We start from the raw sequence: 26939 nt of genomic DNA on the forward strand, positions 1-26939 counted from the left end.
CCCGTCAGCCGAAGGCCAGCGCACCCGGGTCGACCGCGGGGACGAGTCCCTGCCCGGCGGCCCGGGTGAGCAGGCCGCGCACCGCCGCGTAGCCCTCCTCGCCGAGGTCGGCGGTGAACTCGTTGACGTACAACCCGATGTGCTGGTCGGCGACGTCCGGGTCCATCTCCTGCGCGTGCGCCAGCACGTACCCGCGGGAGGCCGCCGGGTCGTCCCAGGCGGCCCGCACCGAGGCGCGGATCGTGTCGGCGAGCGCGCGCAGCCGCTCCGCGCCGAGCGAGCGGCGGGCCACGATCGCGCCCAGCGGGATCGGCAGCCCGGTCGCCGCCTCCCAGGCCTCGCCCATGTCGGCCAGGCAGTGCAGCCCGTAGTTGCGGAACGTGAACCGGGCCTCGTGGATCACCAGTCCGGCGTCCACCCGCCCGTCCCGTACGGCGGGCATGATCTCGTGGAACGGCAGCACCACGATCTCGCCGAAGCCGCCCGGCACCGCCTCGGCCGCCCACAGCCGGAACAGCAGGTACGCGGTGGAGCGCTCGCTGGGCACTGCCACCCGCCGGCCCGCCAGCGCCGCCGCGTCGATCGGCTCCGCGGTGAGCACCAGCGGCCCGCAGCCGCGGCCCAGCGCGCCGCCGCACGGCAGCAGCGCGTACTCGTCCAGCACCCAGGGCAGCTGGCCGTAGGAGATCTTCAGGACGTCCAGCTCGCCGCGCTCGGCCAGGCCGTTGGTGACGTCGATGTCGGCGAACCGCACCTCGGGCGCCTCGGCGCCGGGCACCAGGCCGTGCGCCCAGGCGTGGAAGACGAAGGTGTCGTTCGGGCAGGGCGAGTACGCCACGGACAGCGGCTCGGCCATCTCAGACCTCCTGGAGCAGACGGTTCGGCGGCAGCGCGGTGAAGGCCCGCTCCAGGGCCCCCAGCGCCTCGCCGATCCGCCAGGCCGCGCGGTCGCGCGGCCCGACGGCGTTGGACACGGCGCGCAGCTCACCGACCGGGAGCCCGTGCCGGGCGGCCGCCTCGGCCACCCCGAAACCCTCCATCGCCTCGGCCAGCGCCCGCGGGTGACGCTCCCTCAGCCGCTCGGCGCGCTCCGCCGAACCGGTCACCGTGGAGACCGTCAGCACCTCGCCGACCGCCGCGGCCAGCGCGTTCGCGGCCAGCCGCACCACCCCGGCCGGCACCTCGTGGCGGACGGTGCCGAAGCCCAGCTCGGTGACGTCCGCGAAGCCGTCCGGCGTCTCGGCTCCCAGGTCCGCGGCGACCAGCGCGTCGGCGACCACCAGCGAGCCGATCGGGGCGTGCGGCGCGAAACCGCCCGCGATGCCCGCCGACAGCACCAACCGGTAGCCGCCGTAGCGGCCCAGCGCGGCCGCGGTGCCGGCCGCCGCGGCGGCCGGGCCGACGCCCGCCGCCAGCACGTCCACCGCGGTGCCGTCCGGGTGCACGGCGCGGCGCAGCTCCCCGCCGGGCAGCGGCAGCGGCCGGGCGCCGTCGCGCAGCCCGCGCAGCACCGCCTCCGCCTCGGCGGGCACGGCGACGACGACGAGCAGTCCGGCCGCGCGGCCGGACTGCTCGTCGTGGTGCTCAGCGGTCATCGACCGGCTGGGTCAGCGCTTGTTGTTCAGGTCGAAGAACCAGACCGCGTAGAACTCCTTGGTCTCCGGGTTCTGCGACACCACGGTCACCGAGGTGGTGGCGGTCTGCGACATCAGCGTGGTGGCGGGCTGCGAGCCCGAGTAGGTGACGCCGGTGGCGTTGCTGATGATCGAGGCACGGCCGGAGCCGGAGCCGCCGTCGGTCATCGCGTACCAGCCCTTGTCGGCCAGGTCCTTCGGCACGCCGACGCCGATCCGGTCGCTGGAGCGCACGTCCAGCCGCGGCAGCTTCTTCGCGTCGCTGGCCTTCTGAGCCTTCGTGGCGCAGTCGTTGAGGAAGTCCTCGGTGAGCGGCTTGCCGCCGTCGTAGCAGAACGGCTCGGCGGTGATCGACGAGGTGCCGACGACCATCGTGGCCTCGTTCTTGGCGGGCTTGCCGTTGTCGACGGCCTGGTAGATGCCGAAACCGACGAGACCGGCGCCGACGACGGCGGCGCCTGCGAGTCCGGCGATGACGCGGGTGCTGAGGCTCATGCGCAAGAGGCTACCCGGCTTCCGCGATCACGGGACGCCGGGGTGCCCGAGTCGCCCGCGGGTTACGCCACGCGCGGACGGGTCGCCGCGCCGCGCGGCCGTACCCGCAGCAGCGAGTGGAAGGTCCACAGCAGCATCAGCGCCATCACCGCGGCCGCCACCGACAGGCCCAGCACCGCGTTCAGCGGCAGCGAGATGCCCACCACGCCGCCCACCACCCAGGAGAGTTGCAGGGCCGTCTCGGAGCGGGCGAACGCCGAGGTGCGCACCGCCTCCGGCACGTCCCGCTGGATCAGCGCGTCCAGCGCCAGCTTCCCCAGCGAGGCCGCCATGCCTGAGGTCGCCGCCACCACCGTCACCGTCGCCACCCCGTACCAGAGCGCCGCCGCGCCGACCGCGACCGTCGCCAGCAGCACCATGGTGGTCACCATCACCTCGGAGCCGCGGGTGCGCAGCCACGAACCCAGCACCGAGCCCAGCGCGTTGCCCACCCCGGCGGCCGCCGCGACCACGCCCAGCGCCGCCGTCTCCGGCAGCCCGCCGATCGGGTCCTTGCGGATCAGGAACGCCAGGAACATCACCAGGAACCCGACCAGCCAGCGCAGCGACGCCACCCCGCGCAGCGCCATGATCACCGAGGGTCCGACCGCACGCAGCACGCCGCGCGGCCGCGGCTCGTGCGGCTCGGCGTGCAGCTCGGCCCGCTTCTCGCCCTTGGCGGAGTCCACCTTGTGCGGCAGGTGAAAGGCCATCAGGGCGCCGATCACGAACACCACGAAGGCTCCGCGTAGCGGCCAGCCCGGCCCGATCAGGTGCAGCAGCCCGCCCACCCCGCCCGCCACCAGCGTCGCCACCAGGCCCGCCAGCGTCACCCGCGAGTTCGCCTTCACCAGCGACAGCTGCGGTGGCAGCAGCCGCGGCACCACCACGCTGCGCACCACCCCGTACGCCTTGGACGCCACCAGCACGCCCAGCGCCTCCGGGTACAGCGCCAGCCCGCCGGAGGTCACCGCCCCGGCCATCACCCAGGCCAGCATCGCCCGGGCCAGCATCGACATCGCCATCGCCGTGCGGCGGCCGTGTGGCAGCCGGTCCAGCAGCGGGCCGATCACCGGGGCCAGCACCGCGAACGGCGCCATGGTGATCAGCAGGTACAGCGCGACCCGGCCGCGGGCCTCGCCGGTCGGCACCGAGAAGAAGATGGTGGACGCCAGTGCCACGGTGATCAGCATGTCGCCGAAGGAGTTCAGGGCGTGCAGCTCGATCAGCTTCGCCAGCCCGGACTCGCCCGCGCCCTCCGCGGAGGTCGCCCGCCGGATCCGCCGCCCCGTCCCGTGCACCACCCGCCCGGTGCGCACCCCCGCCGCCGACGCCCCGCGGGCGAGTGCGCCGCGCTGCTTGACGGTCGGCGGTTCCGGTACGTCCTGACTGCCCGTCGGGTGTGACCCACCCGCCTCCGGCGCGCCGGGGACCGTCGGCTGCTGCCGCGACACGGCGTGCGCCTCCGACCGGCTCTCGGCCTGCCCGGGGTGCAGTCCGTGCTGCGGCGGTTTCTCTTCCGCCACATGCCCATCCTGCCTGAGATCGGCGCGCCGTACGAGTGATTGCCGCGGGCTCGGCGCGCCCGGGCCCACCGCCCCGGACTGTGCCCCACCACCGACCGGCGGGTAGCCTGCACTACGCGCATGCCCGGCGCGGCGCTGCGGGGGGTGACCGACCGGGGCGGCGCGGCCCGGCCACGGAGCGGTCCCGGGTCGAGCAGAATAGAAGAGACGTGGCAGCGGCGTCCGAGCGAGCCCGCCAGCGGACCGCCTCGGGAGAGACCGCAGGATGACAGGACTGGGAGAGAACCGACGCCGTGAGTGCTGCGATGCGAAGCCGTACCCCTGACCGGCTCTGTGCCGAGGCCGTCGACCTCGCCCGCCAGGCAGTCGTGGAGAGCGTCGGGGAGGCCGTCGTCGGCCTCCACCTGAACGCGAACGCCGACGCCGACCGCGTCGTCACCCACACCTTCGAGTGCCTCGACCCCGCGTACCGGGGCTGGCGCTGGGCGGTCACGGTGGCCCGCGCGCCGCGCGCCAAGAACATCACCCTCGACGAAGTGGTCATGCTGCCCGGCCCGGACTCCGTCCTGGCCCCGCAGTGGGTGCCGTGGAGCGAGCGGCTGCGCCCGGGCGACCTCGGCCCCGGCGACCTGCTGCCCACCGGCGCCGACGACGCCCGGCTGGAGGTCGGCTGGTCCGGCGACGACGAGCTCGCGCCCAACTCGGCGCTGGCCGAGGCCGCCGAGGAGGACGTCGTGGTCGCCGACCCCGGCATCCAGCCGCCGCCGGCCCGCGCCGAGATCGGCTCGGTCGCCGAGGAACTCGGCCTCGGCCGCCCCCGGGTGCTCTCCCGGCTCGGCCTGCACCAGGCCGCCGAGCGCTGGGAGCACGCGTACGGCCCGCAGACGCCGATGGCGCAGTCCGCCCCGGCGTCCTGCTCCACCTGCGGTTTCCTGGTGCCGATCGGCGGCTCGCTCGGCCAGGCCTTCGGCGTCTGCGGCAACGAGTTCGGCCCCGCCGACGGCCAGGTCGTCTCGCTCGCCTACGGCTGCGGCGCGCACTCCGAGGCCGCGATCCTCCCCGCCCCGCCCGTCCCGGCCGAGCTGATCCTCGACGAGACCGTGGTCGAACCCCTCCACATCCACCCCGACCGGACCTCCGGCTCGGTCGAACCGGACGCCCCGGCGGAGGAGTTGGGCCACTCGTAGGCCCCCCGTCGGGCCGCCCACCGGCTGCGCCCGCCGGGGCCGCCACCCCCTGGCAGAATGCCGACCGTATGCAGGCATTCGCATGGCAACCGCGAAGGGCGGCCCGGCACGTGGAGTCTCGGATCATCGGCAGTGCGGCGTCCCCCCAGGGCGCGGACGTGTTCGACACGGCCCAGCTGCGGCACACCGTGCTGGAGGCCTGGACCGCGGCGCCCGCCCGCTTCCGGGAGGACGCCAACGCCGAGGAGGAGCTCGCCCTCGGCGGCTACCGGGACCGGCTGATCGTCGAACTGGCGCAGAACGCCGCCGACGCCGCCGCCCGCGCCGGCCACGGCCCCGGCCGGTTGCGGCTGACCCTGCAGGGCGGCGTGCTGGCCGCCGCCAACACCGGCGTCCCGCTGGACGCCGCCGCCGTCGAGTCGCTCTCCACCCTGCGCGCCTCCGCCAAGCGCGGCGACGCGGGTCCGGTGGTCGGCCGGTTCGGCGTCGGCTTCTCCGCCGTCCTCGCCGTCACCGACGAGCCCGCGGTGCTCTCCGCCGCCGGCGGAGTCCGCTGGTCGCTCACCGAGGCCCGCGCGCTGGTCGCCGAACGCCCGCAGCTCGCCGAGGAGTTGACCCGTCGCGAGGGCCACGTCCCGCTGCTCCGGCTGCCCTTCCAGGCCGAAGGCGGCGCCCCCGAGGGCTACGACACCGTGGTCGTCCTCCCGCTGCGCGACGCCGCCGCCGAGGACCTCACCCGCCGGCTGCTCGCCGAGATCGACGACGCCCTGCTGCTCACCCTCCCGGGCCTCGCCGAGGTCACCGTGGAGACCCCCGACGGCGTGCGCACCCTCACCCGCACCGACGACCCGGCGCGGCCCGACGCGCTCGCCACCGTCACCGTCACCGACGGCCCGGACAGCACCACCTGGCAGACCGTCAGCGCCAGCGGCCCGCTCGACCCCGCGTTGCTCGCCGACCGCACCACCGAGGAGCGCGGCCGCCCCTGGTGGTCGCTCACCTGGGCCGTCCCGGTCAACCACGCCGGCCACCCGCAGCGCACCCGCACCGCCGCCGTGGTCCACGCGCCCACCCCCAGCGACGAGCCGCTCGGCGTGCCCGCGCTGCTGATCGCCTCCTACCCGCTCGACCCGACCCGCCGCCACGTCGCGCCCGGCCCGCTCACCGACTTCCTCACCGAACGCGCCGCCGACGCCTACGCCGACCTGCTGCGCGCCCGCGGCGCCGACACCCACTCGCTGAGCCTGGTGCCCGCCCGCCTCGGCCAGGGCGCCCTCGACAACGCGCTGCGCGCCGCGATCCTGGACCGCCTGCCCGGCACCCCGTTCCTGCCGCACCCGCGCGGTACCGAGGAGGGCACCCCGGCGCTGCGCCCGCGCGACGCGGTCCTGCTGGAAGGCGCCGACCACTCCGTGGTCGAGGCGCTCGCCCCGATCTTCCCCGGCCTGCTCCCGGCCGGCCTGGAACGCCGTACCGAACTGCGCACCCTCGACGTCCGCCGCGTCCCGCTCGCCGAGGTGGTCGACCAGCTCGGCGGCCTGGAGCGCGACCCCGTCTGGTGGCGCAGCCTCTACGCCGCCCTCGGCGGCGCCGACCCGGAGTCGCTCGGCGCGCTGCCCGTCCCGCTCGCCGACGGCCGCACCGTCACCGGGCCGCGCCGCGTCCTGCTGCCCTCCGACGCCGCCGACTGGGCCGGCTACGAGGGCTACCCCGAGTCGCTCGCCGAAGCCCTCGACCTGCTCGACCTGCGCCTCGCCCACCCCGACGCCGCCCACCCGCTGCTGGCCAAGCTCGGCGCCGGCAGCGCCACCCCCGCCGGCATCCTCGACACGCCGGAGGTCAGGGCCGCCGTCGCCCGCTCGCTCGAAGTCGGCGAGGACGACTTCGACGGCGCCGTCGACCTCGCCGACGCCGTCCTCGCCCTGGTCAGGGCCGCCGCCCCGGCCCCCGGCGAACACCCCTGGCTCTCCCGCCTGGCCCTCCCCGACGACGAGGGAGAACTCGCCCGGGCCGGCGAACTCCTGCTCCCCGACGGCCCGTTGGCCGCGCTCGCCCGCGAGGACGACGCCGCCTTCGTGGACGAGGACCTGCTGGAGCGCTGGGGCCCCGAGGTCCTCGCCGCCGCCGGCGTACTGGCCACCTTCACCCTGGTCCGCGCCGAGGACGTCGTCCTCGACCCCGACGACCTCGACCGCCTCGACCCCACCGTCCCCGCCGACCGCGCCGCCGGCGGCGCCCCCACCGGCCTGATCGACGAGGCCCCCGACGGCCTCGCCGACTGGTGCGAGGACGTCCTCGAAGCCCTGCACGCCGACGACAGCGCCGAGTTGGGCGTCCCCCCGGTCGCCGCCGAGCTGCTCGCCGTCCGCGACCTCGACCTGGTCGACGACGACGCCTGGCCCGAAGCCCTCGCCCTGCTCTCCCGGCCGCCCTACCGCGACGCCGTCATCACCCCCGTCCGCACCCTGCTCCCCGACGGCTCGTACGCCGACCTCCCGCCGTACACCGCCTGGTGGCTGCGCGACCACCCCGTCCTGGACGGCCGCGAGCCCGCCGGCCTGCGCGCCGCCGGGGCCGACCCGCTGCTGCGCGGCCTCTACGACGAGGCCCGCACCACCCTCGACCCGCAGTTCCTGCACGCCCTCGGCGTCCGCACCACGCTGGCCGCCCTGCTCGCCGAACCGCACGGCCCCGACGAGCTGGTCGACCGCCTGGTCGACCCGGCCTCCGAGGTGACCCACCGTCAACTCCACGGCATCTACTCCGCGCTGGCCGCACTCCCCGCCGACCGCGTCGAAGGCCTCGACGTGGTCCGCGCGCTCGCCCCGCTCGACGACGCCACCGGCCGCCGCGACGACCGCACCGTCATCGTCGACGCCACCACCGCGGTCGTCGCCGACGCCCCCGACCTGGTCGAACTCCTCCACGACCACGCCGTCCTCCCGGTTCACCCCGCCCTCGCCGCCGCCCTCGCCGAACGCCTGCACGTCTCCCTCGCCAGCGAGGTGGCCGGCGGCCGCGTCCTCTCCGAGGGCACCCTGCACCGCACCCCCGCGGTGGTCCGCGAGCTCCTCCCCGGCTGCCCCGCCGTCTACGAGGAGCACGACGAACTCCTGGTCGTCGGCCCCGACGGCGAGGACGCCCACGTCGCCTGGCGCTGGGACCCCACCGCCACCGCCCCCGAACGCCCCTACGACCCCGACGACACCGACCCCGCCGACGAGGACGACGAATTCGACGTCCCCCCCGTCCCCGGCCTCCTCCACGCCGCCACCCCCGAAGGCCTCGCCGCCGGCCTCGCCTGGTCCGTCAACCAATGGCACCGCCGCTTCGAGATCCTCACCGCCCTCACCGAACCCGACCGCGCCTACGAACTCCTCGCGGCCCGCGACTACGAATGAGCTTTCAGGGGCCCGGGCTCGCCGTTCCGCCCCCAGCCCCAAGGGGGGCCGGGAGGTACCCCCAGAGCCCCTATTCGCCCTTCCGCACGAAGACCCGCGAGGTGACCTCCAGCAGCAACCCCGCGATCACCGCGATCAGCACCCCCGTCAGGGGATCGCGCCAGCCCACCAGTTGGAGCTGGAAGAAGTCCGACAGCCAGGGGACCACCAGGACCAGGGCGAACGCGCCGCACATCGCGCCGATCAGCAGCAGCCGCCACCACGTGTACGGCCGGGCCACGATCGCCAGGACCCAGATCGCCACGATGAAGAGCGTCAGCGTGGCGACGCTGGTGTCCGCCTCCAGCGTGGTCTCGTCGTCGCCGCGGGCCAGCGCGTACGCGACGAAGGTGGCGGTGCCCGCGATGATCCCGCCGGGCACGGCGAGTCGCAGGACCCGCCGGACGAAGCCCGTCCGGGCGCGTTCGGTGTTGGGGGCGAGGGCCAGGAAGAACGCGGGGATGCCGATGGTCAGGGACGAGAGCACCGTCGAGTGCCGCGGCAGGAACGGGTACGGCACCTGGGTGATGACCACCAGCAGGGCCAGCAGCACCGAGTAGACCGTCTTCACCAGGAACAGCCCGGCCACCCGTTCGATGTTGCCGATCACCCGTCGGCCCTCGGCGACCACCGACGGCAGGGTGGCGAAGCGGTCGTCGAGCAGGACGATCTGCGCGACGGCGCGGGTCGCGTCGGAGCCGGTGCCCATCGCGACGCCGATGTCGGCGTCCTTCAGGGCCAGCACGTCGTTGACACCGTCGCCGGTCATCGCGACGGTGTGGCCGCGGGACTGCAGGGCGCCGACCAGCGAGCGCTTCTGCTGGGGGGTGACCCGGCCGAAGACGGCGGTGCGGTCGGCGACGTCGGCGAGTTCCTTCGGGTCGGCCGGCAGGGTGCGGGCGTCGATCGCGGTCTCGGCGCCCGGCAGGCCGAGGTGCGAGGCGACCGCGCCGACCGAGACGGCGGCGTCGCCGGAGATCACCTTGGCGTGGACGTCCTGCGAGCGGAAGTAGCGCAGCGTGTCGGCGGCGTCCTCGCGCAGCCGCTGCTGGAGGACGATCAGGGCGAGCGGCCGCAGTTCGGCGGCCGGGTCGGGGTCGTCCATGGCGAGCGGGCTGCGGCCGAGCAGCAGCACGCGCAGGCCCTTGGCGCCGAGTTCGTCGACCTCGCCGAGTGCGGGGTGGCCGGCGGGCAGCAGCACGTCTGGGGCGCCGAGCAGCCAGCTGCCCTCGCCGCCGCCGGGCTCCAGCAGCCGGACGCCGCTCCACTTGCGGGCGGACGAGAACGGGATCGCCTCCAGTACCCGCCAGCGGCCCTCGGACGGCGGGCCGTACGCGTCGATGACGGCCTGCATGCTGGGGTTCGGCCGGGCGTCGGCGGCGCCGATCGCGCCGAGCGCCTCGGCGATCACGGCCTTCTCGGCGAGCGGGCGTTCGGCGGGCGGCAGCTGCTCGGGGTCGGCGATCGGCCGCAGGTCGATCAGGTCCATCCCGCCCTCGGTGAGGGTGCCGGTCTTGTCCAGGCAGACGGTGTCGACCCGGGCCAGGCCCTCGATCGCGGGCAGCTCCTGGACCAGGCACTGCTTGCGGCCCAGCCGGATCACGCCGATCGCGAAGGCCACCGAGGTGAGCAGCACCAGGCCCTCGGGGACCATCGGCACGATGCCGGCCACCATCCGGCGGACGGCTTCCTTCCAGTCGTTGCGCTGCACCGCGAGCTGACTGATGATCAGGCCGATCGCGGTGGGGATCAGCAGGTAGGTGATGAACCGCAGGATCTGGTCGATGCCGCTGCGCAGCTCGGACTTGACCAGGGTGAACTTGCTGGCCTCCTCGGCCAGCTTGGCGGCGTACGCCTCGCGGCCGACCTTGGTGGCGGTGAACGCGCCGGCCCCGGCGACCACGAAGGAGCCGGACATCACCTGGTCGCCCGGGTGCTTGAGCACCGGGTCGGGCTCGCCGGTCAGCAGCGACTCGTCGATCTCCAGGCCGTCCGCCTCGGTGACCTCGCCGTCCACCACCACCTTGTCGCCGATGCCGAGCAGCACGGTGTCGTCCAGCACGATCTCGGAGGTGGGGACCTGCTGCGCGGCGCCGTCGCGGCGGACCTGCGGGCGGGCCTCGCCGATCAGCGCGAGGCTGTCCAGGGTCTTCTTGGCGCGCAGCTCCTGGACGATGCCGATCGCCGTGTTGGCGACGATGACCAGGCCGAACAGGCCGTCCTGGATCGGGCCGACCACCAGGATGATGCCGAACATCACGCCGATGATGGCGTTGAACCGGGTGAAGACGTTCGCCCGGACGATCTCCCGCACCGAGCGGCTGGAGCGCACCGGAACGTCGTTGACCTGTCCGCGGGCGACCCGCGCGGCGACCTCGGCGGCGCTCAGTCCGGTGCCGTGCACCCCGCCCGCACCGGAGGGGTGGGCGCCTGGCGGGCTGGGGGCCGTGCCTTCCGGTGACTGCGTCATGGCACCGACTCTAGGTGCGTGAAATGTCCGGTGCGCCCCACTCGGGGGCGATTCGGGCCGGACGGGTGGCGGTCCGGATCAGCCCTGTTCGGCGGCGGCCCCGGCCGCGGCCTCGGCGGCGCGGGCCCGGCGGATCGCGTCCCGGCGGGCGACGCAGTACTTGAGGCCGATCAGTCCGAGCAGGCCGCCGGAGAGGCAGATCCACGGCCAGGTGCCGTGCCCGTGGTCGGACAGCCAGCCCTGGAACGGCAGCAGCGCCACGAAGCCGACGAACCACAGCACCGTGCCGGTGCCGACGATGGCGACGTCGTTCGCCTCGAGCGGCGGGGGAGCGGGGCGCAGCGCGGTCTTGGGCATGCGCCCTAGCGTACGGGGCGGGGCGGGCGGCCCGGCAGAGGCTTCGGCGGTTGCCCGGGCCGCGTGGGGCATGAGCGGGGCGGGCTCGCCGTAAGGGGCTTGCTCTACGCGCGAAGATGGCGCGTGCACGATCGGGATCGCCATACTGAAACTCCCCCACTCCCTCTGTGCTCACCCCGATCGAGGCCCCCGAATGTCTCCGCAGGCCCAGTCGACCGCCGCGTCGCCCGAGCCCTCCCAGACCTCGCCGCAGCCCCCGTCCGGCGCGCTGGATCGTTTCTTCAGGATCTCCGAGCGCAGCTCCACGCTGCCCCGGGAGATCCGTGGCGGTGTCGCCACGTTCTTCACCATGGCCTACATCCTGGTGCTGAATCCGATCATCCTCGCGTCCGCGACCGACATGCACGGCACACACCTGAGCAGCGCCCAGCTGGTCACGGCCACCGCGCTCACCGCCGGTCTGACCACGCTGCTGATGGGCGTCATCGGCAACGTCCCGATCGGCCTCGCGGCCGGTCTCGGCGTCAACACCATCGTGGCGCTGCAGCTCGCACCCAAGATGACCTGGCCCGACGCCATGGGCATGGTCGTGCTGGCCGGCTTCGCGATCATGCTGCTGGTCGCCACCGGGCTGCGCGAGCGCGTCATGAACGCGGTGCCGCTCGGCCTGCGCAAGGCCATCGCGATCGGCATCGGCCTGTTCATCGCGCTGGTCGGCCTGGTCGACTCAGGGTTCGTCACCCGCGTCCCGGACGCCGCCCACACCACCGTGCCGCTCCAGCTCGGCACCGGCGGGCACCTGCACGGCTGGCCGGTCCTGGTCTTCATCCTCGGCCTGCTGCTCACGATGGCCCTGGTGATCCGCAAGGTGCCCGGCGCGATCCTGATCTCGATCGCCGTGATGACCGGCATCGCCGTCCTGATCCAGCAGCTCGCCGGCCTCTCCGGCGAGGCCTGGGGCCTCACCGTCCCGGCCTGGCCCGGCAACCCGGTCGCCGCCCCCGACTTCGGGCTGGTCGGTCAGGTCAGCCTGTTCGGCGGGTTCGGCAAGGTCGGGATGCTGACCGGCATCCTGTTCGTCTTCACCGTGCTGATGAGCTGCTTCTTCGACGCGATGGGCACCATCCTCGGCGTCGCCGACGAGGCCCACCTGCTCGACGAGAAGGGCGACCTGCCCGGCATCAACCGGATCCTGATGGTCGACGGCATCGCCACCGCGGCGGGCGGCGCGACCTCCTCGTCCGCCAACACCTGCTTCGTCGAGTCGACCGCGGGCGTCGGCGAGGGTGCCCGCACCGGCTTCGCCTCGATCGTCACCGGCGCGCTGTTCCTGGTCGCCCTCTTCCTCACCCCGCTGGCGACCATGGTCCCCGCCCAGGCCGCCACCCCCGCCCTGGTCACCGTCGGTTTCCTGATCCTGGCGAACTCCATCAAGGAGATCGACTGGGCCGACTACACCATCGCGATGCCGGCCTTCCTCACCATCGTGATGATGCCGTTCACCTACTCCATCACCAACGGCATCGGCTTCGGCTTCATCTCCTTCTGCCTCCTGCGCATCGTCGCCGGCCGCGCCCGCACCGTCCCGATCGCGCTCTACGCGGTCGCCGCGGTCTTCGCCTTCTACTACCTGATGCCGGCCCTCGGCCTGCTCTGACCCGAGCCGTACGGCCACGACGGCGGCCCCGCACTCCTGGACGAGTGCGGGGCCGCCGTCGTGCTTGCTGCCTGACGGTCGGTCATGAGAGGTAAAGCACAGGTAAGGACAGGGTAGCCTTACTGAGGCTAGGCTAACCTTATGAGTCATCTGCTGCTGGCCGCGAAGACGGCCGGATACACCACGCCCGAAATCTGGCGGGTCCTCACCAAGACCGGCTACTTCGTCGGCCTGAGCGGCGCCATCGGCAGCACCGTCACCTACGCCGCCGCGGTGCGCCCGGCCCTCAGGGCCGAGAGCACCACCGCCGAGGACGCCGCCGCGCTGCGCAGGCGGTCGGCGGGCTACCTGGCCTGGGCGGGCGTCGTCCTGCTGGTCACCGGGTACTTCCAGCTGGTGGCGCGCGTCGCCCGGGCCGGGAAAGGGATGCCCTTCGGCGACGCCATGGCCCCCGGCCGGATCGCGGACTTCCTCGACGCCCCGGCGGCCAAGGGCGCCTGGATCGCGCAGGGCACGCTCTACCTGCTGCAGAACGTCGTGCTGGTCGCCACCGCCGTCGCCCTGATCGCGCTGTTCGTCCCGGCGGTGCGCCGCCACCTCGACCGCCTCGCCCTCGCGGCGCTGCCCGCCGCCCTCGCGGTCACCCTGATCGCCGGCACACCGGCCACCGTTCCCACCGAGCTCGACCGCTGGCTCGACCCGGTGTTCGACCAGACCCACATCGTCTCCGGCACCGTGTGGCTCGGCGGCCTGGCCCTGCTGGTCGCCCTCGCGGGCACCCGCAGCCGCCTCGGCGCGGGCGCCGGCCTGGTGTGGGCCGACATCTGGCGCCGCTTCAGCCTGGTCGCCATGGTGTGCGTCGGCGCGGTCACCGTCTCCGGCCTGTGGCTCGGCTGGAAGCACGTCGGCGCCGTCTCCCAGCTGTGGACCACCGGCTACGGCATCGCCCTGCTGGTCAAGATCCTGCTGGTCCTGGGCCTGGTCGCGGCCGGCGCCTTCAACCAGTTCTGGCTGATGCCGCGGATCGAGCAGGCCCGCCGGGCCGACGACTCCGCCTCGCTGCTCCACCTGACGCTGCGCCACTTCCCGAAGGTGGTCTGGGGCGAGGTCGTCCTCGGCGTCGCGGTGCTGGTGGTCCTGCCGTTCCTCGCCGGGTCCGCCCGCACCGAGGCGGGCAGCGCGAAGGCGGTCTCCGACGGCAGCGTCTTCGCCGCCGGCGCCACCCTGGTGACCGCCCTCGCGGTCTCCCTGTACGCCACCGCCAAGGTCTCCGACGCCCTGTCCCGCCGCCCTGCCGCCACTGCCGCCGCGACCTGACGGCAGCGTTGCTTCCAGGTCGTCCAACGGCCCTTCCCCGGACCGAGGGAGGGCCGTCGCGCTGTTCGCGCGCGAGCCGAGGGGGGTGAACGTAGGGCAATCGGCCACCGGACCTCGTCCGCGTGGTGCAGGATCGGGGCACGAAACCGGGCTTGGACGGGTGGTGCTCAGGTGTCGGGTCACGGAGCTTCGGGAGCGACGGGGTGACGCTCAACAGCGAGGTGTGGCAGGGCCATTTCGCGGAGGGTGTGGTCTGGGCCCTGGCCTGTGCGGCCGGTCTGAATCCGGGCAGACGAGTGCTGGACGTCGACGGAGTGGATATCCAGATCGGTTTTCCCGGCAGGGCCGGGACGATGCGATACCCACTGATCGAGGCGCAGATCAAGTCCTGCAGCAATCCCGTCTATGTCGACGGGTGCTTCTCGTACTCGATCCCGGTCAAGAACTACAACGATCTGATCGGTGTGGTCGGCGACGACCTTCCGAGTAGGCGGTACCTCTTCCTGGTGCACGTTCCGGCCGAGAAGACTGAGTATGTGGAATCATCTGCCGAGTTCCTTCGGTTCCGGCACGCCGTCTACTGGCTCGACATGATGGCGGAAGAGCCGATCGACCCGGACAGGCAAGCGAGCAAGTCGGTGCACGTGCCCGTGGCCAACCTGCTGACCATGGAGTCGCTCACCGGGCTCGTGGTGGGATCTCTGTCGAATGGCGGTGAGTGAGATGATCACGGGATTCGGGGAGTTCAGCACGTCCCAGGCGTCCGACCCCCGGCGCATCTCGCTGTATCTCGCCTCGCGCGGCTGGCGTCCATCTTCCGAGCCGGGCGGGACGCTCTGGGTGTCGGACGCCGACGGGTTCGAGGTCTTCATTCCGAAGAGCCCGCGAATGCGGGGATACGACGCCTATGTGCAGGGCATGCTGGAGACCCTGTCGACCGCTGAGGACCGGGGCACTGCGCAGATTGTCGTCGAGATCGCCCGTGCCGACGCCGACGTCCAGTACGTACGAACCCGTCCGACCGGGGAACCGGGGACCATGCCCATCGAAGACGGGGTGAGGGCCTTCGAGAGCCTGCATCAGTGGGTCCTGGTCAGTGCCGTCTCGGCCGGCATCGATCGGCAGCGGCTCGTGCAGCCTGCGCGGAAACCGACGCAGGTCACGGACTTCATGCGCTCGGTCAGATTGGGGCCGACGCTTGAGGGCAGCTATGTGCTCACGGTCTACATCCCCATTCCGCCGTTGATCGGCCAGGCCGGCCTCGACGCGACGGCGGGCGGGATCTCTGAGACTGAGCAGCCGTTCCAGCGTCGTGTCTCGCTCTCCCTCCATGACTCCACGGTGCAGGCGGTGGCCGCCGCCGATGAGGTGATCAGCCTGGGGCGCGGGATGGAGTCGTTCACGGGCCGCGTCGGTCACGGGGTGAACGCAAACCTGTGCGAGGCGCTGGCAGGATTTTCGGGCGGGAGTCCGGAGCCCACCGACATCGAGTTCTCCTGGGCGCTGTCTCGACCGATGGAGCCGACCAGGCCAGTGGTGATCACTTCCAACCACGTCGCGGTTCTACGCGAAGCCGCCCGGGAGTTGCGAGCGCAGACGCCGACTGAAGACGTCCGCGTGGTCGGAGCGGTGGTGCGGCTCCACCGGGAGGGCTTCGCGGGGCCGGGCGAGGTGAGCATCGCGGGAATCGTGGAAGGTGACCTGAACGACCGGCTTCGGCGAGTGTGGTTCGAACTTCCCGAGGAGAGCTACGGGATCGCCACCCAAGCGCACGATCGCGGAGCAACGGTTTCGGTGACCGGGACACTCGTCCGGCGGGGGACCCGCTATCTGCTTCAACAGCCGGCCGACTTCTACGTCGTCCCGGACTGATCCGTCCCGGGCCCTCCGGTGCCAGGCTTCAGGCCCCTTTCGTACGGCATGGAAGGGGCCGGTCGGGTGGCTGGCTCAGCCGGTGGTGTGGGGGAGGAGGTCGGGGATGGTCTGGGCGGGGCGGAGGGGGGTGAAGTGGACGGTGCCGGTGGGGGTGAGGGTGGCGGCGTGGATGGCCGGCTCGGGGAGGGAGTTGTAGGCGAAGTGGTTGGTGGCGTAGTAGGCGCCGGTGTCGAGCAGGCAGACCAGGTCGCCGGGTTCGAGGAGGGGGAGGGGGCGGGCGCGGGCGAGGAGGTCGCCGGCGAAGCAGCAGGGGCCGGCGACGTCCTGGGGGACGGGGGCGCCGGTCTTCGGGGCGCCGGAGGGGTGGTGGGCGGTGATCCGCAGGGGCCAGCTGTCGGGCATGAAGACGGTGCGGGTGGCGACCTGCGCGCCGGCGTGGGTGACGGCGATGTCGCGGCCGCCGACCTGCTTGGTGTACTCGACGTGGGCGGCGGTGAATCCCGCCTTGGCCAGGACGGAGCGGCCGAACTCGGTGATCACCCGGAAGTCCCCGCCCAGGAGTGCGGGCGCGTGCTGGGCGAGCTGGTCGACGTAGTCGGCGAACCCCGGGGCGGTGCGGTCGTCGGCGAAGTTGACGGGCAGTCCGCCGCCGATGTCGATGCCGACCACCTGGCGGCGGCCCAGTTCGCCGTTGACCTTCTCGGCGAAGGAGACGGCCGCGCCGACGCCCGCGGCCATCAGCTCCAGCGGGCAGCCCTGGGAGCCGACGTGGCAGTGGACCCAGGTCAGCCAGGGGCGGGCGCGGAAGGCCTCGACCAGGCGGGCGGCGTTGCCCGGGTCGGTGAGCGGGATGCCGAACTTGGAGGTGGCGGTGGCGGTGCTCATCGCGCCGATCGTGCCGCCGCCGACCTGCGGGTTGACCCGGACGCCGATCCGCGACCGGGTCTGCCGGCCGCGCATGAGCGCGTCCACCCGTTCGAGTTCCTGCCAGTTGTCGATGTTGACGGCGACGCCGAGGTCGAGCGCCGCGGCGAGTTCCCGGCGGGTCTTGGCGGGCGAGTCCAGCACCATCCGCTCCGGGTCGAACCCGGCGGCCAGCGCCTGCGCGAACTCGCCGGGGCTGGCCACCTCGCAGCCCATCCCGAGTTCGCGCAGGCGCGCCAGCACGGGCACCAGCGGGTTGGCCTTGGCGGCGAAGGCGTGCAGCACCTCGACCTCGGGCGGGAAGGCGCCCCGCAGGTCGGCGACGGTCTGCTCGACGGAGTCCAGGTCGAGGAAGGCGGCCAGCGGCGCGTCCTCGGGGTGCAGCAGGCCCTCGCGGACGGCGGCGCGCAGGATCAGCTCGCGCCGTTCGGGGCTCGGCAGGGCGGTGGGGCGGGGACCGGTCATGGTGGCACGCTCCGCTCGGGGTCGGCTCGGGAGGACCGGGACCGTCGCCCGGCGTGAGTCCAGACTGCCTGCGGGCCGGGTCCCGGGTCTTCGTCCCACGGCCCGGGTTCGCCGACATCCCGCCGCCCGGCCGTACGCCGGACCGGACCGGGCGGTGACATGACGGCGCGTCAGGGCGGCCCGGGCGGGACGGGGCGGAGCCCGGCGGCGGCGCCGGCCCGCCGTCGCGCCCCGGGTCGTGCGGTCCGACGAGGAACGCGGCCGGTCGCGGTGCCCGGCGACGAATCCGGCCTGTGTCGGTGCGCGCGGCGTGGTGGTGCGCGATGGCGGAGTCAGCCGTCGCGCAGGCGGAGTTGGAGCTGGGCCAGCAGCCGGGCGTCGGGGTCGTCCGGGTCGAGGCCGGAGATCTTCAGGGCCTTCTGCAGGCGGTGGGTGAACGTGCTGCGGGCGACACCCAGCGCGTCCGCGGCCCGGCCCTGCTCGCGCGAGTGGTCGAGGTAGGCGCGCAGGGTGTCCAGCAGGACGCGCTCGCCCTTCGGCTCGGCGTGTGCGACCAGCCGCGCCACCGGGGTGTCCACCGGGAGCCGGACGGTCTGCAGCGCGGCCAGCAGCCGGCCGAGGGCGACCGCGTCGGCGACCTCGTCGAGGCGCGCGCAGTCCGCCGTCGAGTTGCCGAACAGCAGTCCGCCGAGGGCCAGTTCGGCGGTGCGGGCGGAGGCCGGCGCGTCCTCCAGGCGGGCCTCGACCGCGCCCAGGCCGACCCGGATCCGGGTGCCCAGTTCGTCGGAGAGCCGGCGGGCCAGCAGGCTCCCGACCACCGCCACCTGGTGTTCGGCCCGGGCCTGATTCTCCGCCAGGTTGCCCAGCAGGACGAGGATCCCCCGTTCGGACGGCACCACGATCGGGACGTGTCCCGCCTCCGCGCAGTTCCGGTGCGTACGGCTCTCCAGCCTGGTGCGCGCCGGGCCGTCCGTCCCGCCGGGGGCCGCGCCCAGCGAGAGCACCGCGCAGCGGCCGGCCGCCGACAGGCCGCTGCGCTCGGCCAGGGCCGCGGCGGACCCGTGGCCGTCCAGCAACGCGCGGGCCGCCGCGAGCAGTTGCTCGTCCCGGCCGGTGGTGCGCGAGTCGTGGTGGAGCAGGTGCGGGGCGGCCGTCCGGGCGGCGGCGCGCAGGGCGTCCTCCGCGGTCGACGGCAGCGGGGCCTGCCCGGTGGCGGCCACCCAGATGGTGCCCAGCGGCTTGTCGCCGGCCCGGACGCCCACCACCAGCCGCTCGGGGACGTCGCCGTGGGCGCGGCGGCGCAGCACGTCACGGGAGGTCCAGATGGCGGTGAAGAACCCGGCCTCCTTCATCGCCTTCTGCCGGGACGCCGGCACCTCGCCGGTGGTGACGGTCTCCAGCCGGATCGGGTCCAGCTCCGGGCTGCTGGAGTAGTGGGCGAGCACCCGGGAGTCCATGTCCTCGATCGTCACCGCGCCGCCGACCTGCAACGCGATCACCCGGGCCAGCCGGTCGAGGTCGCCCAGCGGCACGTTGGCGTGGCCGGGTCCGCCCGCCGCGGCGAGGCCCGCCTGCAGGGTGCCGATCACCCGGCCCCAGTCGGCCCAGCTGGTCCGGAACAGCAGGGCCGTGCCCGCCTCGATCGCCGCCGCGGACAGCGCCGCCCTGCGCGCGCCGTCCGGCTCCTCGCGGAGCACCACCGCCGCCACGCCGTCCCGGCCGGCCGCGCGGACCAGCGCGACGGCGGCCGTCGCCCCCGGGTCGACGCCGACCGCCACCAGCAGCGTGCCGGGCCGCGCCTGCGGATCCAGCGGGTCGAACACCGCCAGCCGCTCCACCGCCACCCCCGGCCGCGGCACCGCCCCCACCTCGACCAGCGGCCCCACCAGGGTCAGCACCCCGTCCAGGGTCTGCTCCGGCGCCGCCCGTTCCCACCCGTTCTCGACCGACTCGACCAACGGAAGTCCACCCCCGGATCCCTGACGGCTCGTCACCCGGCCGCTTCGGTCGAGCCTAGTGCCGCGGCGGCCGCGGCGCGGGAAAACCGGAGGTGGCGAGGGCCGCGGGCGAGACGGTGACCGTCAAGGGGTGGGTGAACACGCTGCGGCTGCAGAGCAAGGTGCAGTTCGTGGTGGTGCGGGACCACGCCGGGATGGTGCAGGTGACGCACCGGCGCGGGGGCGGCGCTGCAGGGGCTGACGGTGGAGTCGGCGGTCGAGGTCACCGGCGCGGTGGTGGCCAACCCGGTGGTGAAGCTCGGTGCGGTGGAGATCATCCCGGAGCGGGTGGCGGTGGCGTCGCGGGCCGAGCCGAGACTGCCGATCGCCCCGGAGACCGGCCCCGAGCAATGGACACCCGGGCGGACGGCCCGCTCGCCGGGTACCTGGACTGCTTCCGGTACGGGATGCCGCCGCACGGCGGGTTCGGGCTCGGGCTGGGGCGGCTGCTGATGCTGGCGCTCGGGCTGCCCTCGCTGCGGGAGGCGGTGTTCCTGTTCCGCGGCCCGAACCGCCTGGAGCCGTGAGCGGGCTCGGGGACTGACGGCGCGTCAGCCTCAGGTCGGCCGGCGGTGCGTCAGTGCGGGGTGCGGGCGGCGCCGGGCGGCCAGACCAGGCGGACCGGCACGCCCGCGGCCCGGGCGGCGGCGACCATGTCCGCCGTCCCGCCCGGGCCGTTGCCCGGCCGGCCGTCCCAGACGGCGACCAACTCGTCGGCGAGGCGCAGCAGTTCGTCATTGGCGGCGACGTACGCGGCGGAGTCCAGCTGTTCGGCGGGGAGTACCACGACCTGGTGGGCGGCGGTCCGCAGGCGGGCGAACTCGGCGCGTTCGGCGGCGTCGGCCTGCGGGTCGGGGTAGTCGGTGCCCGGCAGGACGGCGACCAGCCGCCCGCCGAGGTCGAGGACGGCGTCGGCGAAGACCGAGTCGGCGCCGGGGGCGAGGCAGGACACGCCGGTCAACTCGGCGGCCGGGTAAGGGGCGAGCAACGCGGCGAGGGCGCAGCGGACCGCGCAGGCGGTGGTCGAGGTGAGGTCGAGGTGTCCGGTCACGGCGATCACGGTCATGGCGTCACTCCCCCTGGCGGCCGCGGTTACTCCTCGGATCCTGCCATCCCGACCCGGCCCGGTACCGGAGTTGACAGGGATTCGCCGAAATCGGCCGGGTCCTGCCGCAGGCCGGACGGGTGGACCGCCGTCGCGGCGTCCCTGGACAGTGCCCCGCCGCCCGGCCGACAATCACGTCATGAGCGCTCAGGAGTTCAGCACCCGGCTCGCCCGTCCCTCGCAGGCCGAGCGGGACAGCGCGCTGGAGCTGCTCCGGGACGGCGTCGGCAGCGGCGCGCTCTCCCACGAGACCTTCCTGCACCGGATGGAACTGGTGCTCACCGCCCGCAGCAGCGCCGAACTCGCCGACGTCGTCGCCGACCTGCGCACCCACGGCCCGCTCTCCCGGCTGCTGCTGCGCACCGTCGCCCGGGTGTCCGCGCTCAACGTCCGCCTGCGCCAGACCTGGGAGGCCGAGCAGCTCACCCGGCTGCGGCTGCCCGACCCGGCGGCGGGCCGGCTGCGGATCGGCCGGATGACCGGCAGCGACCTGCGCCTCGGCGACGGCACGGTCTCCCGCTGCCACGCCGAGCTGCGCTTCGAGGCCGGCGAGTGGGTGCTGTACGACCTGGGCTCCAGCAACGGCACCTACGTGAACGAGCACCGGCTGGCGGGCGGCATCGTGGTCCGCCCCGGCGACCGGCTGCGGTTCGGCCGGCTCGGCTTCCAGCTCACCGCGGACTGACCTCCGGCGCGGCACGGGTCCGGGCGTGATCGAAATCAATTTTCCTTAGCGAGAGTAATGACATAAGCTAAGGACATGCCCGAGATGTCCGAGGACGACCTGGTGGCGGTCAGCCAGCTGCGGTCGTCCACGATGCGCCTGGCCCGACGGTTGCGACACCAGCGGGTCGAGGAGTCGCTGAGCCCCACCGAGATGGGGGTGCTCGGCACGCTTGCCCGCTGCGGCAAGGCGACACCCGGCGAGCTGGCCCGCAAGGAGCACGTCCAGCCGCCGTCGATGACCAGGATCATCGCGATGCTGGAGGAGAAGGGCCTGGTGCGGCGCGAGCCGCACCCGGAGGACCGCCGGCAGGTGGTGGTCAGCAGTACCGAGCAGGCCGAGGAGATCCTCAACGAGTCCCGCCGACGGCGCAACGCCTGGCTGGCGGAGCTCGCCGAGGGCCTCGACGAGGAGGAGTGGCAGCGGCTGAAGCAGGCCGCGCCGGTGCTCTACAAGCTGGCCCACCTGTAGTCCACGCCGTCCCCGATCCGCACGTCCACGCATCCGCAGGTCCACGCATCCGAGCCTCCCGGGCGAACGAAGGAGAACCGCATCACCGCAGGAACCCACCAGCGCACAGACCACGCCGCGGCCGGCACATCCGGCCGCGGCGTGTCGAGGGGAGAACACACCGTGACACCGCCGGCCACCCGAGCCGCCGCCATCCGTACCGCGACGATCCGCACCGACCTCCGCACCGACCCCCGACGCCTCTCCACCCGGCCCGCCGGGTACCGCGTCGACGAGCCGCTCACCGACGAGCCGGCCGCCACCGACACCGCGCCGACCGGCGCACCCGCCGCCCGGACCGAGGCACCCACCCCCGTGGAGCTGCCCGGCAGCGGCGACGACGACCCCGAGGAACGCACCGCGGCGGAGATCCCCGCCGCTCCGCCGGGCCGGTTCACCCGCCCGGGAGGGATGTTCTCGTCCCTGCGCATCCGCAACTACCGGTACTACTTCGCCGGCCAGGTCGTCTCCAACACCGGCACCTGGATGCAGCGCATCGCCCAGGACTGGCTGGTGCTCAGCCTCACCGGCAGCCCGTTCGCGGTCGGCATCACCACCGCCATGCAGTTCCTGCCGATGCTGCTGTTCGGCCTGTGGGGCGGCGTCCTCGCCGACCGGCTGCCCAAGCGGCGCCTGCTGATCGCCACCCAGGGCGCGATGGGCCTGCTCGCCGCGGGCCTCGCCGTCCTGACCGTCACCGGCCTCGTCACGCCCGTCGCGGTCTACCTGTTCGCGCTGTTGCTCGGCCTGGTCACGGTGGTCGACAACCCGACCCGGCAGGCCTTCGTCAGCGAGATGGTGCCCGCCAAGGACCTCGCCAACGCGGTCAGCCTGAACGCCGCGAACTTCCAGACCGCCCGCCTGGTCGGACCCGCCGTCGCCGGCGCGCTGATCGCCGCGGTCGGCAGCGGCTGGGCGTTCGCCGTCAACGCACTCTCCTTCGCCGCGGTCATCGGCGGCCTGCTCGCCATGCGCACCAGCGAACTGCGCCCCGTCGAGCGGATCGCCCGCGAACGCGGACAACTCCGGGAGGGCCTGCGCTACGTGCGGGAACGCCCCGAACTGCTCTGGCCGATGGTGCTGGCCGGCTTCATCGGCACCTTCGGCTTCAACTTCCCGACCCTGCTCTCCGGCTTCGCCCGCGACACCTTCCACGTCGGGGCCGGCGAGTACGGCCTGCTCAACACCGCGATGGCGGTCGGCTCGCTGACCGGCGCGCTGCTCGCCGCCCGCCGCGGCGCGCCCCGGCTGCGGCGCCTGGTGGCCGCCGCGTTCGCCTTCGGCGCGCTGGAGGTGCTGGCCGCGTTCGCCCCCGGCTACTGGAGCTTCGCGCTGCTGCTGACCCTGATCGGCGTGTTCGGACTGACCTTCAACACCTCGGTCAACTCGGCGCTGCAGCTCGGCACCGACCCGGAGATGCGCGGCCGGGTGATGGGCCTGCTGGTCCTGGTCTTCACCGGCGGCACCCCGATCGGCGCCCCGCTGGTCGGCTGGGTCACCGCCCAGTACGGCCCGCGGCTCGGCCTGCTCGCCTGCGGACTGGTCTCGGCCGCCGCGGCCGCGGTGGTGGCACTGGTGCTGGGACGGCTCGGCGGGCTGCGGGTGCGCTTCGACCTGCACCCGGTGCGGCGCCGCGGACGGGTGTTCACGGTGGTGTCCAAGGACGAGCTGGCGCCCGCCTGCTGATGATCCGTCGGGACCGGACGCGCTGCGGCAGGATGGCGGGATGAGGCTCTTCGTCGCGGTCAACCCGCCGGTCCCGGCCCTGCAGGAACTCGCCGACGCCGCCGCCCCGCTGCGGTCCATGCCGGGCGCGGACCGGCTGCACTGGAGCGAGCCGGCCGGCTGGCACCTCACCCTGGCCTTCCTGGGTGAGGTGCCGGCGTCCGACGTCCCGCGACTGGAGACCGGGTTGGCGCGGGTGGCCGGGGAGTGCGGCGCCCACCGCCTGCGGCTCGCGGGCGGCGGGACCTTCGGCGACCGGGTGCTCTGGTCGGGCGTCGACGGCGAGGTGTGGGCCCTGCGACGGCTGGCGGAGCAGGTGCGGGAAGCCCTCGACGTCACGGACGACACCCACGGCTTCCACCCGCACCTCACCCTCGCCCGGGCCGGCTCCACCCGCGGGCGCCGCCGGGCCGAACAGCGCGCGGCCGTGGGCGAGCTGCACGCGATGGCCGCGGTGATGGACGGCTTCCGCGGCACCGAGTGGCAGGCCGGCCGGCTCGAACTGATGCGCAGCGAACTCGGCTACGGCCCCGCCCGCTACACCACGGTGGGGGAGTGGCCGCTGGCGGACTGGGGAGCGCGACCCTAGCGGGGCGAGCTCTGGTGGCCCAGCTCGGGGGCCTCGCGGAGTTCCACCCGGGACGGGGTGGCGTCGCCGAGTTCCAGCAGGGTGAGGGTGTTGGTGCCCTCGCGGAGGAGGGGCTGGGGGCAGTAGAGGGTGGTCTGCGGGCCGCGGAGGTCGTAGCGGCCGAGCAGGAAGCCGTTGATCCACAGGTAGCCGTGGGCGCCCTCGGGGACGGCGAGGAAGGTGTCGCCGGTGGTCTCGAGGTCGAAGGTGCCGCGGGCGAGGAGCTCGGGGCCGGGCTCGCCGGGGGCGTACGCGGCGGCGGGGAGCGGGTCGAGGGCGAGGGGTTCGGCCTGCCAGCCGTGCAGGTACTGGCGTTCGTGGCGGACGCCGGTGAGGCCCTTGGTCTCGCCGACCTGCGGGCCGTAGTTGACCCGGCCGAGCGACTCCACCAGGAGCTGGAGCTGCGCCCCGCCGGAGACCGCGACCGGCTCGGCGGGCACGCCGCGCTCCAGTTCGGCGACCCGCTTGCCGTCCACCCGCAGGCCGGCCCGGTCGCGCAACCCCTCGACGGTGAGCGGCAGTTCGGCGCTGAGCGCGGGCACCGTCACGGTGTAGCGGACCAGTCCGTGCTCCAGCCCCAGCTCCTCGAAGAGCGGCGGCACCGGCGAGGCCACCGCCGGCCCGAACGGCAGCGCGGCGAACTCGTCCAGCGGAACCGAACGGGCCGTCACCACCGGTGCGGCGGGCGGGAGTTGAGCGACCCGGTCGTCCAGGTACCGGACCAGCCCGGGGTGCTCCTCGGCGAAGGCGGCGATCACCTCCCGGAAGGCGTCGAACTTGGCGGTGGGCAGGCCGCGTTCGTCCAGGGCCGCGTCGTAGTCGTAGGAGGTGGTGACCGGCTGGAAGGGCGAGTGCGTCCAGTCGGTGGAGTTGAACGGCGGGTCGGCGTGGTTGGCACCGGCGGTGGTGCCGAAGTTGGTGCCGCCGTGGGCCATGTAGAGGTTGACCGAGCCGCCCGCGGCCAGGATGCGGCGCAGCGCGTCAGCGGCGTCGGCGGCGTCGCGCGTGTGGTGGGGCTTGGCCCAGTGGTCGAACCAGCCGTTCCAGAACTCCATGCAGAACGGCGGGTCCTCGGGGCGGTGGCGGCGCAGCAGTTCGAACGCGGCCTCCGGCTCGGAGCCGAAGTTCACGGTGGCCAGCACCCCGGGGACGGCGCCCGCGGCGAGCATGTGGTCCTCGGGGCCGTCGGAGGTGAACAGCGGCACGGTGACGCCGCGTCCGCGCAGGCCGCGGGCGAGGTGGGCGAGGTAGTCGGCGTCCGAGCCGAAGGAGCCGTACTCGTTCTCCACCTGGACCATCAGGACGGTGCCGCCCTCGAGGCCCCACTGGCGCTCGACCACCTGCGGCAGCAGCACGTCGAAGAAGCGGTCGACCGCGGCCAGGTAGGCGGGGTCCGAGGTGCGGGCGCGGCGGCCGACCTCGGCGGTGAGCCAGCCGGGCAGGCCGCCGTTGTCCCACTCGGCGCAGATGTACGGGCCGGGGCGGACGATCGTCCACAGGCCCTGGCGGCGCGCCTCGTCGAGGAAGTCGCCGAGCTCGTCGAGCCGCTCGAACCGGCCGGGGGCGGGCTCGTGCAGGTTCCACGGCACGTACGTCTCCACCGTGTTCAGCCCCATCGCGCGCAGGGCGGCGAGCCGGGCGGGCCACTGCTCCGGGCGGGTGCGGAAGTAGTGCATCGCGCCGGACAGGATGCGCAACGGGCGGCCGTCGAGGCGGAAGCCGGTCGAGTCGTAGGTGAGCATGCCCCTAGCGTGCAAGAAGGCCCAGGCCAGAGCCATGGACAAAGTCCGGCGGCGTGTTGGATTGTCGTGACGGACGAGCAGGACGGGAGGACGATGGAGCGCTGGTGGCAGTACCTCACGCCCGGTCCGGCGCAGCTGCGGACCGGCCTGGCCTGCCTGGGCGTCGGCATGCAGCGCGGCCGGCTGCCCACGGTCGGCCCACGGGTGCTGGACCACTGGGTGGCGGTGGTGGTGAGCAGCGGCCGCGGCTGGTACGCGCTGCCCGGCGGGCAGCGCCTGCCGGTCGTCGCGCCGGCGGTCCTGTGGCTGCGCCCGGGCGTGCCGCACCACTACGCGCCGGACGCCGACGGCTGGTCGGAGTCCTTCGTCGACTTCACCGGCGGCGCCACCGCCGGGTACCAGGAGCTGGGCCTGCTGCCGGACGTCGAGGTGGTGCCGCTGGACGCCGCCGAGTCCGCGCAGCGGGTGTTCGCCCGGATCGCCGGGGCGATCCGCCGCGGCGGTCCGCTGACGGGCGTGGAGGCCGCCGCCGGGGTGCACGAGCTGCTGGTCGAGCTGCACCGGCACCGCGCCGACCTGGACCCGGCGGGCGAGCCGGTGCTGGAGGTGCTGCGCCGGGACGCCTGCCTGCCGATGTCGGTGGGCGAGCACGCCCGGCGGGCCGGCATGACCGTCGCCGAGCTGCGCCGCGCGGTGCGCACGGTGGGCGCGACCAGCCCGAAGGAGTACCTGCTGACCGTCCGGCTGAACGAGGCCAAGCAGCTGCTCGCCGCCAGCGAACTGCCGGTCGCGGTGGTCGCCCGCCGGGTCGGCTACCAGGACCCCGCGTACTTCACCCGGATCTTCACCCGCCGGGTCGGCGTCGCCCCGACCGTCTTCCGGGCCCGCGAGTACCGCGGCGACGGCCGGCTGCGCGCGGTGGACCCGGCCGAGCTCGCCGAGGAGCTGACCTCGCTGTACGGCCCCGAGCGGGGCAGTGCCGAGGCCCGCCGTGCGACCGACTAACCTCGAAGCGTGGACCCGAAGACCCGACTGCGTCGTCGAGCACCAGCTCGCCGAGGAGCAGCGCTGACCCCGGGCCGCGGCCCGGTAGGAGGAGCGAACACCTTTGCCCCCGCCCCT

General features: G+C 74.1%; 22 protein-coding genes. 12 read left to right on the forward strand and 10 right to left on the reverse strand.

Features of this window, described 5'->3' with window-relative positions; all coding sequences use genetic code 11:
* Positions 1-4: 4 nt before the first annotated feature.
* From AB0K51_RS21985 to AB0K51_RS22000, 4 genes are all read right to left on the reverse strand, one after another.
* Positions 5-856, reverse strand: a complete 852-nt coding sequence (locus tag AB0K51_RS21985) for a 1,4-dihydroxy-6-naphthoate synthase (RefSeq protein ID WP_363458067.1) — start codon at positions 854-856, stop codon at positions 5-7.
* Between the two features lies 1 nt (position 857).
* Entirely contained in the window at positions 858-1595 is a 738-nt protein-coding gene (locus AB0K51_RS21990; RefSeq protein ID WP_363458070.1) for a futalosine hydrolase, read from the reverse strand.
* A gap of 12 nt (positions 1596-1607) precedes the next feature.
* On the reverse strand, positions 1608-2129 hold the full coding sequence (locus tag AB0K51_RS21995; RefSeq protein WP_363458073.1) for a hypothetical protein: 522 nt from the start codon (positions 2127-2129) through the stop codon (positions 1608-1610).
* A 62-nt stretch (positions 2130-2191) separates the two neighbouring features.
* On the reverse strand, positions 2192-3487 hold the full coding sequence (locus tag AB0K51_RS22000) for an MFS transporter (protein WP_363458122.1): 1296 nt from the start codon (positions 3485-3487) through the stop codon (positions 2192-2194).
* Positions 3488-3999: 512 nt separating this feature from the next.
* Here AB0K51_RS22000 and AB0K51_RS22005 point away from each other — a divergent pair.
* Together AB0K51_RS22005 and AB0K51_RS22010 are read left to right on the forward strand one after the other, a co-directional pair.
* Positions 4000-4881, forward strand: coding sequence for a DUF3027 domain-containing protein (locus tag AB0K51_RS22005; RefSeq protein WP_363458075.1), 882 nt, complete (start codon positions 4000-4002; stop codon positions 4879-4881).
* Positions 4882-4949: 68 nt separating this feature from the next.
* Positions 4950-8282: a molecular chaperone Hsp90 gene (locus AB0K51_RS22010; protein WP_363458078.1), complete on the forward strand. Its 3333-nt coding sequence runs from the start codon at positions 4950-4952 to the stop codon at positions 8280-8282.
* 70 nt (positions 8283-8352) lie between these two features.
* Here AB0K51_RS22010 and AB0K51_RS22015 read toward each other — a convergent pair whose 3' ends face one another.
* Together AB0K51_RS22015 and AB0K51_RS22020 are read right to left on the reverse strand one after the other, a co-directional pair.
* On the reverse strand, positions 8353-10791 hold the full coding sequence (locus AB0K51_RS22015; protein WP_363458080.1) for an HAD-IC family P-type ATPase: 2439 nt from the start codon (positions 10789-10791) through the stop codon (positions 8353-8355).
* A gap of 78 nt (positions 10792-10869) precedes the next feature.
* Complete coding sequence (locus AB0K51_RS22020) at positions 10870-11148, reverse strand: DUF2530 domain-containing protein (RefSeq protein WP_363458083.1); 279 nt, start codon at positions 11146-11148, stop codon at positions 10870-10872.
* A gap of 193 nt (positions 11149-11341) precedes the next feature.
* On the opposite strand from AB0K51_RS22020, the gene AB0K51_RS22025 reads away from it, so the two are divergent.
* From AB0K51_RS22025 to AB0K51_RS22040, 4 genes are all read left to right on the forward strand, one after another.
* Positions 11342-12805, forward strand: coding sequence for an NCS2 family permease (locus tag AB0K51_RS22025; RefSeq protein ID WP_363458086.1), 1464 nt, complete (start codon positions 11342-11344; stop codon positions 12803-12805).
* A gap of 141 nt (positions 12806-12946) precedes the next feature.
* Positions 12947-14122, forward strand: coding sequence for a CopD family protein (locus AB0K51_RS22030; protein ID WP_363458089.1), 1176 nt, complete (start codon positions 12947-12949; stop codon positions 14120-14122).
* A 203-nt stretch (positions 14123-14325) separates the two neighbouring features.
* Positions 14326-14844, forward strand: a complete 519-nt coding sequence (locus tag AB0K51_RS22035; RefSeq protein ID WP_363458091.1) for a DUF4365 domain-containing protein — start codon at positions 14326-14328, stop codon at positions 14842-14844.
* Positions 14837-15994, forward strand: coding sequence for a hypothetical protein (locus AB0K51_RS22040; RefSeq protein WP_363458094.1), 1158 nt, complete (start codon positions 14837-14839; stop codon positions 15992-15994). Before AB0K51_RS22035 ends, AB0K51_RS22040 begins: the two co-directional genes overlap by 8 nt.
* A 75-nt stretch (positions 15995-16069) precedes the next feature.
* Here the strand turns inward: AB0K51_RS22040 and AB0K51_RS22045 are convergent, their stop codons facing one another.
* Positions 16070-17386, reverse strand: a complete 1317-nt coding sequence (locus AB0K51_RS22045; RefSeq protein WP_363458096.1) for a diaminopimelate decarboxylase — start codon at positions 17384-17386, stop codon at positions 16070-16072.
* Positions 17387-17718: 332 nt separating this feature from the next.
* A complete protein-coding gene (locus tag AB0K51_RS22050) occupies positions 17719-19344 on the reverse strand; it encodes a helix-turn-helix domain-containing protein (protein ID WP_363458099.1) in 1626 nt (541 codons plus the stop codon).
* Between the two features lie 389 nt (positions 19345-19733).
* Between AB0K51_RS22050 and AB0K51_RS22055 the strand changes: the two genes are divergently transcribed.
* A complete protein-coding gene (locus tag AB0K51_RS22055; protein ID WP_363458102.1) occupies positions 19734-19910 on the forward strand; it encodes an amino acid--tRNA ligase-related protein in 177 nt (58 codons plus the stop codon).
* 50 nt (positions 19911-19960) lie between these two features.
* Here AB0K51_RS22055 and AB0K51_RS22060 read toward each other — a convergent pair whose 3' ends face one another.
* On the reverse strand, positions 19961-20449 hold the full coding sequence (locus AB0K51_RS22060) for a hypothetical protein (protein WP_363458104.1): 489 nt from the start codon (positions 20447-20449) through the stop codon (positions 19961-19963).
* Between the two features lie 178 nt (positions 20450-20627).
* Between AB0K51_RS22060 and AB0K51_RS22065 the strand changes: the two genes are divergently transcribed.
* The 4 genes from AB0K51_RS22065 to thpR all read left to right on the forward strand — a co-directional run bounded on the left by AB0K51_RS22065 (position 20628) and on the right by thpR (position 24036).
* The gene (locus AB0K51_RS22065) at positions 20628-21173 is read left to right on the forward strand and encodes a DUF1707 and FHA domain-containing protein (protein WP_363458107.1); all 546 of its coding nucleotides are present in this window, start codon (positions 20628-20630) and stop codon (positions 21171-21173) included.
* 75 nt (positions 21174-21248) lie between these two features.
* Entirely contained in the window at positions 21249-21683 is a 435-nt protein-coding gene (locus AB0K51_RS22070) for a MarR family transcriptional regulator (RefSeq protein WP_363458110.1), read from the forward strand.
* Positions 21684-22091: 408 nt separating this feature from the next.
* Entirely contained in the window at positions 22092-23408 is a 1317-nt protein-coding gene (locus tag AB0K51_RS22075) for an MFS transporter (protein ID WP_363458125.1), read from the forward strand.
* 40 nt (positions 23409-23448) lie between these two features.
* Positions 23449-24036: an RNA 2',3'-cyclic phosphodiesterase gene (thpR, locus tag AB0K51_RS22080; protein ID WP_363458113.1), complete on the forward strand. Its 588-nt coding sequence runs from the start codon at positions 23449-23451 to the stop codon at positions 24034-24036.
* On the opposite strand, the gene AB0K51_RS22085 is transcribed toward thpR, so the two are convergent.
* On the reverse strand, positions 24033-25817 hold the full coding sequence (locus AB0K51_RS22085; protein ID WP_363458116.1) for a beta-galactosidase: 1785 nt from the start codon (positions 25815-25817) through the stop codon (positions 24033-24035). The genes thpR and AB0K51_RS22085 overlap by 4 nt on opposite strands.
* A 93-nt stretch (positions 25818-25910) precedes the next feature.
* Between AB0K51_RS22085 and AB0K51_RS22090 the strand changes: the two genes are divergently transcribed.
* Entirely contained in the window at positions 25911-26822 is a 912-nt protein-coding gene (locus AB0K51_RS22090; RefSeq protein ID WP_363458128.1) for an AraC family transcriptional regulator, read from the forward strand.
* The last annotated feature ends 117 nt before the right edge of the window (positions 26823-26939 follow it).

The organism is Kitasatospora sp. NPDC049285 (assembly GCF_040678815.1).
GTDB lineage: Bacteria > Actinomycetota > Actinomycetes > Streptomycetales > Streptomycetaceae > Kitasatospora.

Excerpts from the sequence above, each read along its gene's own strand:
- AB0K51_RS22045 (WP_363458096.1), bottom strand. The coding sequence starts at position 17,386 with ATGACCGGTCCCCGCCCCACCGCCCTGCCGAGCCCCGAACGGCGCGAG.
- AB0K51_RS21985 (WP_363458067.1), bottom strand. The coding sequence starts at position 856 with ATGGCCGAGCCGCTGTCCGTGGCGTACTCGCCCTGCCCGAACGACACC.
- AB0K51_RS22090 (WP_363458128.1), top strand. The coding sequence starts at position 25,911 with ATGGAGCGCTGGTGGCAGTACCTCACGCCCGGTCCGGCGCAGCTGCGG.
- AB0K51_RS22085 (WP_363458116.1), bottom strand. The coding sequence starts at position 25,817 with ATGCTCACCTACGACTCGACCGGCTTCCGCCTCGACGGCCGCCCGTTG.
- AB0K51_RS21995 (WP_363458073.1), bottom strand. The coding sequence starts at position 2,129 with ATGAGCCTCAGCACCCGCGTCATCGCCGGACTCGCAGGCGCCGCCGTC.
- AB0K51_RS22070 (WP_363458110.1), top strand. The coding sequence starts at position 21,249 with ATGCCCGAGATGTCCGAGGACGACCTGGTGGCGGTCAGCCAGCTGCGG.
- AB0K51_RS22005 (WP_363458075.1), top strand. The coding sequence starts at position 4,000 with ATGCGAAGCCGTACCCCTGACCGGCTCTGTGCCGAGGCCGTCGACCTC.
- AB0K51_RS22010 (WP_363458078.1), top strand. The coding sequence starts at position 4,950 with ATGCAGGCATTCGCATGGCAACCGCGAAGGGCGGCCCGGCACGTGGAG.
- thpR (WP_363458113.1), top strand. The coding sequence starts at position 23,449 with ATGAGGCTCTTCGTCGCGGTCAACCCGCCGGTCCCGGCCCTGCAGGAA.
- AB0K51_RS22025 (WP_363458086.1), top strand. The coding sequence starts at position 11,342 with ATGTCTCCGCAGGCCCAGTCGACCGCCGCGTCGCCCGAGCCCTCCCAG.
- AB0K51_RS22030 (WP_363458089.1), top strand. The coding sequence starts at position 12,947 with ATGAGTCATCTGCTGCTGGCCGCGAAGACGGCCGGATACACCACGCCC.
- AB0K51_RS21990 (WP_363458070.1), bottom strand. The coding sequence starts at position 1,595 with ATGACCGCTGAGCACCACGACGAGCAGTCCGGCCGCGCGGCCGGACTG.
- AB0K51_RS22055 (WP_363458102.1), top strand. The coding sequence starts at position 19,734 with ATGGACACCCGGGCGGACGGCCCGCTCGCCGGGTACCTGGACTGCTTC.
- AB0K51_RS22065 (WP_363458107.1), top strand. The coding sequence starts at position 20,628 with ATGAGCGCTCAGGAGTTCAGCACCCGGCTCGCCCGTCCCTCGCAGGCC.
- AB0K51_RS22020 (WP_363458083.1), bottom strand. The coding sequence starts at position 11,148 with ATGCCCAAGACCGCGCTGCGCCCCGCTCCCCCGCCGCTCGAGGCGAAC.
- AB0K51_RS22015 (WP_363458080.1), bottom strand. The coding sequence starts at position 10,791 with ATGACGCAGTCACCGGAAGGCACGGCCCCCAGCCCGCCAGGCGCCCAC.
- AB0K51_RS22060 (WP_363458104.1), bottom strand. The coding sequence starts at position 20,449 with ATGACCGTGATCGCCGTGACCGGACACCTCGACCTCACCTCGACCACC.